Source organism: Flagellimonas maritima, from assembly GCF_003269425.1.
In the GTDB taxonomy this organism is placed as follows: domain Bacteria; phylum Bacteroidota; class Bacteroidia; order Flavobacteriales; family Flavobacteriaceae; genus Flagellimonas; species Flagellimonas maritima.
Map to the genome: position 1 here is coordinate 1,345,656 of NZ_CP030104.1, position 12,796 is coordinate 1,358,451.

Genomic DNA, 12,796 nt, shown 5'->3' on the forward strand with positions numbered 1-12,796 from the left:
TTAAAAACGAAAATCATGAAAAAACTCTTTTTCTTAGGTCTTTTTCTTTCTTGTTATTTCATGAATGCGCAAGCCTATCCAAGATTTGACAACGACCACGAAGTAAAATTGAACGCTGGTCTTTTTCTGGTTACAGGTGCCGTAGAGGGTTCGTACGAATATTTTCTTGGTGAGGATACCAGTATTGGCGGTACGGTATACTTTAATAGCGATGCCACGGAATACAACGGCGACTTTGGAATTGGTACCAATTTTAGGGCCTATTTTGGTTACCAGCCCCGTAGTGGTTTTTTTGCCGAAGCTTTTGGCCTGTATTACACCGGCGAGGATGAAGTTGATGACCCTAATGCCCTTAGGAACAACGACTATAGTACATTAGCACTGGGTCTGGGTCTGGGAAATAAATGGGCAACACGAAGCGAAAAATTTACCTTGGAAATCTTCGGTGGTTTTGGAAGAAACATCAATCCAGAGGATTTTCAGGATACCTTTATGTATCGAGGTGGACTCGCCATTGGTTTTAGGTTTTAATACCTATTTTTAAATTTAATTTCTTTCCATGACTGCCCTATTATTGATCGATGTACAGCTAGGTTTACAAGAAACCGATTACTATGGAGAAGAACGTAGTAATTTAAATGCAGAAAAAAACTGTAGCAAACTACTTGATGAATTCAGAAAGGGAAACTTGCCCTTATTTCATGTTCAACACTGCTCCACAAACCCTGAATCTCCCTTACACCCCACCAAAAAAGGAAATGCGTTTCATCCTTTGGTTGCGCCAAAAGATGATGAACCGATCATACAGAAAAACGTGAACAGCGCTTTTATAGGAACCGTACTGGAATCCCAACTTAAGGCAAAAGGGATTACACATTTGGTCATCGCCGGATTGACCACGGAGCATTGTGTTTCTACCTCAACGCGAATGGCTTCAAATCTTGGCTTTAAAACAACATTGATTTCAGATGCCACGGCCTCCTTCAATAAAATTGGAATTGATGGGGAACCCATATCCGCAAAGACCGTTCATCAAATTGCGTTGGCCAATCTTAAAGACGAATTTGCAACTATAAAAGATACAGCGACACTCCTGCAAGAACTGGACAATTAGTCGTAATTTTATTTCGTCTTCATTATGGATTCATGAATTAATATTGTGAGACCCTGAAATGAATTCAGGGTGACGCCTTAACCTTTATAACTATAAAAAGAAATGATTCTATATTATTATACCAGTATTAAATCCAACTGTCACATCGAGCGCAGTCGAGATGTTTTTGTCAACCTTTCGACTGCGTTCAAGGAGACAAAAAGCACATTACAAAAGTATTATAATAGTTTCTGGTACAATTTCGGATAAGAAAAAAGAAATTTAAACACTCCCCATCATTCAAGACCTTTTATGTTTCGCTTAGCCATTGTTTCCTTTTTAAGTTTCATCATGAATTTTTTACCAGTATCAGCCCAAGAAAAACCACTTAGAATTGGTGTTGCAGGGCTTACCCATACCCACGTGCACTGGATTTTGGGACGGGACGATATCGGTGATATCGAAATCGTGGGAATTGCGGAACCCAACCGGGAGCTGGCCGAACGCTACGCAAAACAGCACGGCTACTCCATGGATTTGGTGTACAACTCCCTTGAAGAAATGATCATCGCAACACAACCCGAGGCAGTGACCGCCTTTGGTACCATCCATGAGCATTTGGAAGTGGTCGAAACCTCTGCCCCAAAAGGAATCCATGTAATGGTTGAAAAACCGTTGGCGGTCAGTTTGGCACATGCCAAAAAAATGAAAACCTTGGCGGAAGAAAACAGCATTCACCTTTTGACCAATTATGAAACCACTTGGTATCCTACCAATCACAAAGCAAAGGAATTGTTGAAAGCGGGCAGCATAGGTGATTTGAGAAAGGTCACGGTTCGTGACGGGCACCGAGGTCCTGCAAAACTGGGAATCAACAGTGAGTTTTTGGATTGGTTGTTGGACCCGGACGCCAACGGAGGAGGCGCCATCATGGATTTTGGATGTTACGGAGCCAATTTATTGACTTGGTTGAAAAATGGTGAAAAACCAAATACGGTAACTGCGGTAACCCAACAGTTGCAGGCGAAGAACAACCCAAAGGTAGATGATGAGGCTACCCTTATTCTCACCTATAATGATTCTCAGGCAATAATAGAGGCCTCTTGGAACTGGCCCATTGGTAGAAAGGATATGGAAATCTATGGTATTACCGGAGCACTTTATGCGGACAATAGAAATGAATTACGTATTCGTATCGCGGAAGGTTATGATGGTTTTTCCGAAGAAAAAATGAACCTTGCTGAGCGGGAATATCCATTGAACGACCCCTTTTCCCTATTGGCGACCGTAGTAAAAGGGCAACACCAACTTGCTCCCTACGATTTGTCCTCTTTGGAAAACAATATGGTGGTCATGGAAATTTTGGACGCTGCAAGGGAAAGTGCCAAAAAAGGAAAAACAATCAACCTGAAGAAATAGTGTTCCCCCAGCCCATGAGAAATCTTTGTCTAAGTCTTTGTTTTTTATTTTTTATTAAAAGTTGGTGTCAGCAAGTAAAAAACGATACCCTCACCCGCTTGGATGAAATCATCTTGACCGAGGAGGTTATTTCAAAAAAAGCAGTTGGGATTACTCCTTCCTCAGCTATCGGCACCGAAACTTTTGAACGGTTCAACCCCGTGGACATTCCTTCGGGGATAAATCAAATATCTGGGGTTTATGTACTTTCAGGTGCGCTCAACACCAATCGTATCACCATTCGTGGGGTTGGGGCACGCACGCCTTTTGGCACCGACAAACTGCGTCTATATTTTAATGGAATTCCCGTGACCAACGGAACGGGTTTCTCTACCATTGAAGCTTTTGACTTGGAAAATTTGGGATCGCTTGAAGTTATTAAAGGACCCAAAGGAACAGCCTACGGTGCCAATCTGGGTGGCGCCATTCTCTTGAATACCAAACTTGCCCGCGAAGGAACAACCCGATTGGGTAACAATTTTACCGCAGGTTCCTACGGTATGTTCAAAAACAATGTCTCCGTCAGTCATCAAGATAAGGGATTCGGCATTAAAGTGAGCTACAATCGTTTGGAGACAGATGGTTTTCGGCAGAACAATCGCTTTGTTCGGGATGGGATTCTGGTCAATTCCAATCTTGCCCTGAGTTCAAAAAGCACCCTCGGCATTTTGGTCAACCATATCGATTACAATGCACAAATTCCCAGTTCTTTAGGGGAAACCGATTTTAGGGAAGACCCACGCAGGGCGGCCGCCAATTGGTTGGCCGCAAGAGGTTTTGAAGCCAATAAATATACCTTGACCGGCTTGTACCATCACTATCAAATTACGGATAAGCTAAAGAACACTACCAGCGTTTTCTATACCTATCTCGATAAAAATGAACCGCGACCGTTCAATATTCTGGAAGAAATTACCAACGGGTTTGGGCTACGAAGTCTTTTTGAAGGAAATTTTGGGAAGGCAGAATACGTTCTGGGCGGGGAACTGTACAAGGACGAATACGAATGGAGCACTTTTAGGAATCTATTTAGAGACCGTGATGGTGATGGTAGCTTTAGGGGGAATCAAATCAGTGAAAACAAGGAATTTAGGACGCAGCTCAACCTCTTTGGAACGCTAACCTATCCATTTTCGGCACAATTCTCGGCACAAATGGGGCTTACTTATAACAAAACGGATTACGACTTTCGGGACTTGTTCAACACGGGTGCGGACAACACCTCTGCCGAACGAAACTTTGATGATATCCTGCTCCCCAGTTTTGGCTTGCGCTATACCTTCGCCAACGGAAATATATACGCCAATGTGAGCCGTGGATTTTCCAACCCCAGTTTGGAGGAAACCCTTACCCCGGACGGCATCATCAATCCCGATATTGCCCAAGAAACGGGAACCAGTTATGAATTGGGCAGTAAAATCAATCTTTTTGACCGAAAATTGGTCATTGGAGCAACGCTCTACCGGATGGATATTAAAAATCTTTTGGTCGCCCAACGCGTGGGCGAAGACCAATTTGTGGGCCGAAATGCGGGGGAGACCCGCCACCAGGGTCTGGAACTGGATGCCAAATACCAAATCCCCATTGCCAAAAAGATATTGCTTTCCCCGTATATTGGCTATACCTTGAACGACCATCGCTTTGTGGATTTTGTAGATGGTGATGCTGATTTTTCGGGCAATCCGTTGACAGGTGTTCCAAGACACCGTATTAGCTCGGGTATTGATTTTATGTATATGGAAGGACTTCGTGCAAGCTTGACCCACCTGTATGTGGACGAAATTCCATTGACCGATGCCAACACCTTACAAAGTGAGGCGTTTCATGTTTTTAATACCCGCTTAAATTACCGCACCCCTATTGGCAAACATTTCTCCTTAGGCTTAAATTTTGGCGCCAATAACCTCTTCAATACCCGGTTTGCGCAATCGGTGTTGATCAATGCCAATAGTTTTGGTGGAGCGGAACCCCGTTACTTTTATCCTGGGAACGATAGGAACTATTTTGGTGGAGTGCGGTTGGGGTATCTTTTTTAATATAGATAGGATTAACTCCATAAAATCTTATGCTTTTCTACTATATTTATAGATGTCTAGATAAACCAATTTTAATAAAATAAAGTTTGCTAAATGCTATGAATAGAAATCTCTTGGTTTTAGTCACTCTCTTAGTTTGTTTTCTTTATTCCTTTGGGCAAAATTCCGAGACTACAACTATCCAAACTGATACACTTTTTTATCCTAATTACCCCGAAGGAGTTTATGTTAACAAGTCCGATTTTATAAAAAAGACTCCAAGTCAATTTGATGGCGTATAAGCAGTAAGCCTTTTTGGAAGAGACAGGCTTCCTGAAACTTCCAAAGTGCATAATTGCTATTTCTTTTCAGAGAAAACCTCTCAAAAGATTAAAAATGTATTTGCCATATCTTACAACGGTAACCTGTATTTCCAAATTAAAGCAATACTCAAAAACCGGAACAAAGATGATAGAGCTCAAAGTTCAAGCTTACAGAATTCATTTGTAAGGGCCATCATGGGTGGTGAAAACTATTTATATACCGAAGCCGAATTGGTCAACAAATGGGCTGCAGGTACTGCCGTAAACTTTGGAGTCGCTGGAGGGGCGGTTTATCAAGGTCTTATAAAAGGAAAAGGAATAGTTTGGGACTTCAAAAATAAGGAGTTCAATATTTTTAAATCCTGTAAGGACTATAATGAATTTATTGAACCCAAACTTGAAAATGCTGTACAGCAATGTGAAAAACATCAACCAGATATGCTGCAAGTAAGAGAAGCTATTTCAATAATCAAATGATTCGTTTAGAACAACGATACCTATCAGGCCTTTACTATTTGATTAAAGAGGCTTTCTTTACGATCCATAAACTATAATTATAGAGCTTAACTATTTTGGTGGAGTGCGGTTGGGGTATCTTTTTTAAGCATACATTTCTTACTTATATGCGCCCAAGCTGAACCGGGATAACTGGGTATTTTTAAAAGGATGTGGACAACGGTATGCTTAAAAAGTGTTGATAATCAAAAAAGAATAGGTTATCATAATTTACCTAAAAACGTGTAAGATAACCTAAGATTCTCTTTGGATATACTTACCTTTTTGGCTAGGTTTATATATACAAACGATGATGTCGAATTCGGCTGAACGTTATAATATTATACTGACTTACTGAAATCTCTTTATTTTTTTCCCTTCTTTTTTTAGCTTGTTTACGGATTAAAAAGAATTTCAAATAAAATTAAAACCCTATATAATATGAAATCACTTGAAATTATTTTTAGTCTTATAGCTGCAATTTTAACCGCTTTTGTATCATATAAGTGGAAAAACATAGACATACTAGGTAAAATCACATTAATAGCTGTTATAATTGCTACGATATTTATTGCTATAAACTCTTTCAGACAAACAAAAAAGGAAGCCTTAATTGAAAGGGTAAATGCTAAATTTGGGGATATTAAAACTAGCAGCTCACCAAGAATGCAAATAAAACTGGGAGATAAAGAGTGGGCTGCAGGGTTTGTTACTGTTAGTGGTGTGTTTAGAATAGGTAATTATGGCCCTTGGTTTAAATTAGGTTATGAAAATAATACATTATTAATTAATTTCATAATAAGAGATTTAAACGGAAAAGTTATAGCAGTAATAGAAGATAACGTATGGACTATTTTTGATAATAACTATGAATATAATAATGACGACACTACCTTTGAAATGGTTACTAAAGGAGAAAGAAAGGTGTTTTTTCAAATTAAATATAGAAAAGGGGAGGCTTATTTAACTGGATTTTTATTAGATGAAAAAGCTAATGGATTTGCTATTTATGGTATGGAGAAGGGTAAAGGCACTAAGGTAAAACCGATAGGAGAAAACAAGCAAAATGCTCCAACTCCAACCGATTTAAATATCCCTCGAATATTCAAGTATCCGAGGGGTAAATATTTAGGTGTTAAATTATGATTTTTTATTGTTTTTCAACGCTATCTGAATATTGATAAGCATTAGTAATAAACAAATTACTGCTAAATATATTTTAATTATTTCCATAGTTTTATCTTTTTAAATTGTTATTATAAATAATTATATAGATTTTGTTATCTTTTGCTTCCGACTGTCAGCAATCTGCCCTCCCTCAAAAAATAAAGTATTCAGTATGTCAATGAACTTTTGAACTGATAAAGTACTGTCAACAACATGGTATATAATTAATTGCTAGTTCAGTTCTTACTTACGAAAATTCTTCCGAATTTTCTAGTCCGTTTTTATTTGCTATTTTAGTGGTTTAACCACGCAACGAAATCATACACAAACAAGTTCAGGTCAATTCGGCCGGTGCCGACCCGCGTTGCTATATTTTGCTTCGCAAAATCCCGCCCCACGGGAAATCGACCTGAACGGAAGCACTGTACCAAATTGGTTTTCCCCCTCTCCAGGTCCGGCGCACGGCCGGATAAGACAGCGCGCAGGGTCGAACTGACACGAACACCTGGCCATAAGCAATTTGGCACGGCCTTACCCGTATTTTGCCCTTTATGGCTATCTTGGATACCCAACAGAACAAAATCCACGGCCGCACTGCGTATAGCGCTTCCGTTGTGTGCAATTTGAGCAAAATTTTGTTATAATACCAATTTTTGGTATATTTGAGAAAAATATGTCAAATGAACAAAAACACATCAATATCACTCGGAAACTATTTTGACCAATTCGTTCAAAGCCGAATAAGTGAAGGAAGATTTAAAAACGTTAGTGAGGTCATACGTGCTGGACTAAGACTTTTAGAGGAAGAAGAAAGTAAAGTCATTGCATTAAAAAACGCAATACAAGAAGGAATTGACAGCGGAATTGCTCACGATTTTGACCCAAAAAAACATTTGGAATCTTTAAAAGCGAAAAAGCGCTCGAATGGTTGAATATAAACTGACCAACAAAGCTGTCGAGGATTTATCTAAGATTTGGGACTATACATTTGAAGTCTGGTCTGAAAAACAAGCTGACAAATATTACGATGGACTAATTTCTAACTGTGAAGAAATCGCAGAAAATCCAGAGTTGGGAAAAAACTATGAAGGAATATCCAAACAACTTCTCGGAATGAAAACAAATCGACACATAATATTTTACAGAACGGCGGAAAAAAATTATGTTGAAATAACGAGGATATTGCACGAACGAATGGATTTAAAGAACAGAATAACCGAATAAAAACTGCACACAACAATGGCTATAAGTAATTGCTTGTTCTCGCCTACTTCTGAAAATCCTCACGGATTTTCAGTTCGGTGTGTACTTGCAAAAGTTAGTGCTAAACCACGCAACTGTTCATAGCCGAGACCGTTAGCCACAATTAGAAAAAATGAACGGAATAACATTTATAGAGAATTATATTGACAATCCAACCGAATTGTTTAATAGTTTAAAAAACAATGTTGAATGGGATGAGAGAATGTCTGCTCGCAAAACAGCGAGTTACGGAAAAGCATATAATTATTCTCAAATTAGTTATCCTTTTCAAGAGTTTACGGCTGAATTGAATGAAATAATTGAAAAGATAAATAACACACTGAATTTCAAACCGAATAATTGTTTAATTAATTACTATTTGGGCGGTAAATCTAAAATGGGATTTCACTCTGACCAAACAGATATTTTAGAGGAGAATACAGGAGTTGGAATAGTTTCTATTGGAGAAACCAGAATATTAAGGTTTAGGAATATTGAAAATCGCGATATAATAAAAGACTTTGAACTTCCTTCAGGTTCATTCATTTATATGACAAATGAATTACAAGACGAATGGCAACACTCAATTCCGAAATCTGAAACTGAAAACGGAAGAATGAGTTTGACATTTAGAAAGATAAAATAACTGTGGCTAACAATGGCTATAAGTAATTGCTAGTTCTCGCCTACCCTTCGGCTCCGCTCAGGGCTGGCTAAATCCACTCGGAATTGCTAAAGTCCGTGCCAAACCGAAAAACAGTAACTTAAAAACCGTAACCTACGGCTATACGAGACCGTTAGCCTTCATTCAACCAAACTTAACTCAATGAAAAAAAATATCTACGGAATTATAATTACTATTATCAGTATCATAAATATGCTCTTTATGATTTTCTGCTTCTTGGTTTACGATATGGGACTGAATAACAATATCTACATAATTGGCGGAACTATAATTTCAATCGGACTTTTAATTTTATTGTTCAAAAACAACGTCTATGGATACATTGGAACTATAATCTTTTATGGAATTCAAATGTTCGGAACTGAATTGATTTTCGAAAATTTTCGATATGGATTAATTCTGCGTTCTGAATCTGATGGTAGCGTAAATTCGACTGACTTTCAATTGGATTTAAATACAACAGCGATACTTTTGGTTATTTTAGGAATATTGGGCTATTTGAGATATAAAAAACTGACTGAATTAAAAGCGGAATCTAAAACTGAATAAAAAACGAAAGGCTAACAATGTATAACCGCAATTACGGCGGATTCGACTACCCTTCGGCTACGCTCGGGGCTGGCTGAATCCACTCGGAATTGTTAAAGTCCGTGCCAAACCAAAAAACAGTAACTTAAAATCCGTAACTGACGGTTATACGAGACCGTTGTACACCATCAATGAAAAACCTGCTTGCAAGTATAATTACCCTTCTGATTTTTAATAATTCCTTTGCTCAAAAAAGTGAATCTGAATTATTGAAAAATTATGAATTCTATGTTGAGAAAAACATAGAAATGGGAAAATGGAGTTCTAAATTTTATCTTATAAACGGAATTGTTTCAGTACGAGAAAATTATTGGAAAAATGAACTACGAAGCCGAACGGAATTTGAATACGACCGATTTGGAAATGTAGAACGTGAAACAAATACCTTTGACATCAACAAAGGACAGATAAACGATATTTCAAACCTTAAATTGGAATATTATGACTCATTGCTTGTAAGAAAGAAATTTGATTTTGGAATGACCGAAAAATATTCTGACTTCAACAAATTGGGAAAACCCAAACTGATTGAAAGAATTGAGGAATCTGATTTCAAAGCTTGGCCTTATAAAGAACTGGTGGAATATGATAAAAAAGGAGATATTATTAAATCAACAGAATTCAGTACTTACGACGATTTGAACGGAAAAACTGTCAACGAAAAAGCTACATCATATTATAAATATGACGACCGAAATAGTGTGATTGAAATTCACAGAGAATATGAACCAACACAAGAATTTCCAATCCCAATGACAGGAGGACCTTTTTTGTATGAGTATGAGTATTTCAGATACAAATATAACAGGATTGGCCTTTGGACTAAAAAGTATAAATCAGTAAATGGAAAAGAATATCTTGTTGCTAGAAGAAAATATAAATAACAGTGTACAAAATTCTATAACCGCAATTACGGCGGATTCGACTACCCCTCGACTACACTCGGGGCTGGCTGAATCCACTCGGAATTGATAACGTCAGTGCTAAGACGAAAATTGACGCATATTAACCCGTAACTGACGGTTATACGAGACTGTTATGTCTTATTTTTGAATAAAAAAGTATAAAGAATTATGAAACACATATTAATATTCTTCACTATGCTTAGTGTTTTAGTAACAAATGCCCAAGAAAAATTTGCAGACGGTATTATCTGCACCGTTGACTATAATGAATATGGGCTTACATTCATAACTGAAAATTGGATCTGTTTTACTAAATCTGAGGATAGAAATACACTCATGTTTTCTAGGTATGAAAATAATTCATGGACAAAACCAATCATAGCTCCATTCTCAGGAGTATATCCTGATGAATATCCTAGATTTGATAGAACTACAAGCAGATTATTTTTTGCATCTAAAAGACCATCCGAGAATGACAAAATTAAAGCCTCCAATGACATCTGGTATGTAGAGTTGAAAAATGATATGTGGTCAAAGCCAATTCATTTGGAAGGAAATTTCTCCACCAATGGAATTGAGAGTGGAGCGGAAAGTTCTAATGGCATAATCTATTTCCATTCGGATCGAAAAGGAAAAGGATTGAATGACGTTGATATATACTCATTACCGTTAGGAGCAACAGAAGATTCGGCAAAGTATATATCAGTAAGTAGTGAAAAAGTTGATGGCGAACCGTATATTTTTAATAATGGTAATGCAATGCTATTTATGAGCGCGGGACATAATACTGTAGGTAATGGCGATATTTTTTTAACTCTTTTTGAAAATGATGAATGGACGACCCCGACTCCAGTCGATACAACAGGCAAGGTAAATACAATTGATTGGGAATATTCGCCTGTTCTTTCTCCTGATTTGAAAACTCTCTATTTCACGAGATACGTAAATGGACAAGCAGACATATTTCAAATTGATGTTAAATTATTATCAAATAAGGAACTGCAAAATATTGCTAATCTAAATTAATAAGACATAACACTGTATATAAAATCATAGCACCATGCGGGATGCTACGCTTCATATACTAAACGTTGTATCCAATAGCCCCAAACCCTTAATAATTAATTCGGTACCTTTTCAGAATGAAATATTCTAAAAGCGCACTGCTCATTCTGGGAACTATCCTTTTTTTTTCGATTTCTTCATGTAAAAACAACACACCGAATCCAAATTTAACATCATTAAACCTATTGCGAGGAGAACTACAATTATGTGGTAACGGACAATTTGGAGATGTCAACTTTTCTGAATCCTGTAGCTACGAAACAAGAGAAACCTTTAATCTTGCCATTTCTTTGCTCCACTCCTTTGAATATATTGAAGCAGAAAAAGCATTTGTTAAAATAATAGACAAAGACCCAGATTGTGCCATGGCTTACTGGGGCGTAGCAATGAGTATTTATCATGGATTATGGGCACCTCCAACGAACTCCGTTTTAGAAAAAGGAGTAAAGCTTATAGCAATAGCTCAAAAATTACCTAAATCTAAAAAAGCGAAACAATATTTAGACGCCATAGGTTCTTTTTATAAGAACTGGGAATCAGTCGATAACCAAACCCGAAAGCTTGCTTATGCCCAAAAAATGAAAGAGATGTATGAAGAAAATAGCGAGGATACCGAAGTAGCTGTATTCTATGCCTTGGCGCTTCGTGCATCTGCAATAGCCTCAGACAAAACCTATTCAAAACAACGTGAAGCTGGAAAAATTTTAGAAGATTTGTTCAAAAAGGAACCGAACCATCCGGGTATTGCACACTATATTATTCATTCCTATGATTATCAAGAATTGGCCAAACTAGGATTGAGTACAGCCAGACGCTATGCAGATATTGCTCCAAATTCTGCCCACGCCCAACATATGCCATCACATATTTTTACACGTTTGGGACTTTGGGATGAATCAATTGACACTAATCTCAATTCTGCCGAATCAGCAGTTTGTTATGCTGAAAGTATTTCACCCGGAGCACATTGGGATGAAGAAGTACATGCCATGGGATATTTGGTTTATGCCTATCTGCAAACAGGGAATAATAAACTTGCTTATGAACAATACGAGTATCTTAAATCTTTTAAGGAAATCTTTCCGCCTAACTTTAAAATTGCATATACAGCAGCGGCGATTCCTGCTCGTTTAGCCGTGGAAAACAAAAATTGGAAAGAGGCTGCACATCTTGAATTGCCTCAATTTGCGGGATTAGAGTGGCAACAATTCCCCTGGCAAAAAGCATTACTTCATTATGCAAAAGCTCTGGGAAATATTCATGTTAATAATATAGAAGCGGCTCAAAACGAACTTGATTTGCTACGTTCTTTTGAAAAGGAGTTGATAGATTTGAAGGACGCTTATAAAGCAAATCAAGTCGCTATCCAAATTAAAACCATAGAAGCATGGCTCCAACTAAAAAAAGGGAATAATGACGAAGCCATATCCTTAATGATTACTGCGGCAGATATGGAAAGTTTAACCTCAAAACATCCTGTAACTCCGGGTGAAATCTTACCAGCGGATGAACTTTTAGCTGATATGCTCTTGGCTTTAAATAAACCTCAAAAAGCTTTAACTGCTTACGAAGTAAATTTAGATAGACGTCCAAACAGATTCAATGGCATTTATGGTGCAGCAATAGCAGCGAAACAATCTGGTAACATGGAAAAAGCAACATTATATTTTGAAAGTTTACTTGCACTAACAGAAAACGTAGTTAGCGATAGACCAGAAATTAAAGAGGCAAAAGATTTTCTTAAGAAGAAAATTATTTGA

General features: G+C 37.7%; 13 protein-coding genes. All 13 read left to right on the top strand.

Annotated features, from left to right (window positions below):
* Window positions 1–15 precede the first annotated feature (15 nt).
* Complete coding sequence (locus HME9304_RS05930) at window positions 16–531, top strand: hypothetical protein (RefSeq protein ID WP_112377704.1); 516 nt, start codon at window positions 16–18, stop codon at window positions 529–531.
* A gap of 28 nt (window positions 532–559) precedes the next feature.
* The gene (locus tag HME9304_RS05935; protein ID WP_112377705.1) at window positions 560–1,114 is read left to right on the top strand and encodes a cysteine hydrolase family protein; all 555 of its coding nucleotides are present in this window, start codon (window positions 560–562) and stop codon (window positions 1,112–1,114) included.
* A 330-nt stretch (window positions 1,115–1,444) separates the two neighbouring features.
* Window positions 1,445–2,512, top strand: a complete 1,068-nt coding sequence (locus tag HME9304_RS05940; protein ID WP_206170500.1) for a Gfo/Idh/MocA family protein — start codon at window positions 1,445–1,447, stop codon at window positions 2,510–2,512.
* 98 nt (window positions 2,513–2,610) lie between these two features.
* Complete coding sequence (locus HME9304_RS05945) at window positions 2,611–4,587, top strand: TonB-dependent receptor family protein (protein WP_239023397.1); 1,977 nt, start codon at window positions 2,611–2,613, stop codon at window positions 4,585–4,587.
* Between the two features lie 326 nt (window positions 4,588–4,913).
* Window positions 4,914–5,366 carry a hypothetical protein gene (locus HME9304_RS05955; protein ID WP_112377709.1) on the top strand — a complete coding sequence of 151 codons (453 nt, stop codon included), beginning with the start codon at window positions 4,914–4,916 and terminating at the stop codon, window positions 5,364–5,366.
* Between the two features lie 459 nt (window positions 5,367–5,825).
* Complete coding sequence (locus HME9304_RS05960) at window positions 5,826–6,530, top strand: hypothetical protein (RefSeq protein ID WP_112377710.1); 705 nt, start codon at window positions 5,826–5,828, stop codon at window positions 6,528–6,530.
* 701 nt (window positions 6,531–7,231) lie between these two features.
* Window positions 7,232–7,483, top strand: a complete 252-nt coding sequence (locus tag HME9304_RS05970; RefSeq protein ID WP_112377712.1) for a type II toxin-antitoxin system ParD family antitoxin — start codon at window positions 7,232–7,234, stop codon at window positions 7,481–7,483.
* A complete protein-coding gene (locus HME9304_RS05975) occupies window positions 7,476–7,775 on the top strand; it encodes a type II toxin-antitoxin system RelE/ParE family toxin (protein WP_112377713.1) in 300 nt (99 codons plus the stop codon). Before HME9304_RS05970 ends, HME9304_RS05975 begins: the two co-directional genes overlap by 8 nt.
* A gap of 151 nt (window positions 7,776–7,926) precedes the next feature.
* Window positions 7,927–8,439 carry an alpha-ketoglutarate-dependent dioxygenase AlkB gene (locus HME9304_RS05980; RefSeq protein WP_112377714.1) on the top strand — a complete coding sequence of 171 codons (513 nt, stop codon included), beginning with the start codon at window positions 7,927–7,929 and terminating at the stop codon, window positions 8,437–8,439.
* Window positions 8,440–8,619: 180 nt separating this feature from the next.
* The gene (locus HME9304_RS05985) at window positions 8,620–9,027 is read left to right on the top strand and encodes a hypothetical protein (RefSeq protein WP_112377715.1); all 408 of its coding nucleotides are present in this window, start codon (window positions 8,620–8,622) and stop codon (window positions 9,025–9,027) included.
* 170 nt (window positions 9,028–9,197) lie between these two features.
* Window positions 9,198–9,950, top strand: a complete 753-nt coding sequence (locus tag HME9304_RS05990) for a hypothetical protein (protein WP_112377716.1) — start codon at window positions 9,198–9,200, stop codon at window positions 9,948–9,950.
* Between the two features lie 189 nt (window positions 9,951–10,139).
* Window positions 10,140–10,997, top strand: a complete 858-nt coding sequence (locus HME9304_RS05995) for a TolB family protein (RefSeq protein ID WP_112377717.1) — start codon at window positions 10,140–10,142, stop codon at window positions 10,995–10,997.
* 116 nt (window positions 10,998–11,113) lie between these two features.
* Window positions 11,114–12,796, top strand: coding sequence for a tetratricopeptide repeat protein (locus tag HME9304_RS06000; protein ID WP_112377718.1), 1,683 nt, complete (start codon window positions 11,114–11,116; stop codon window positions 12,794–12,796).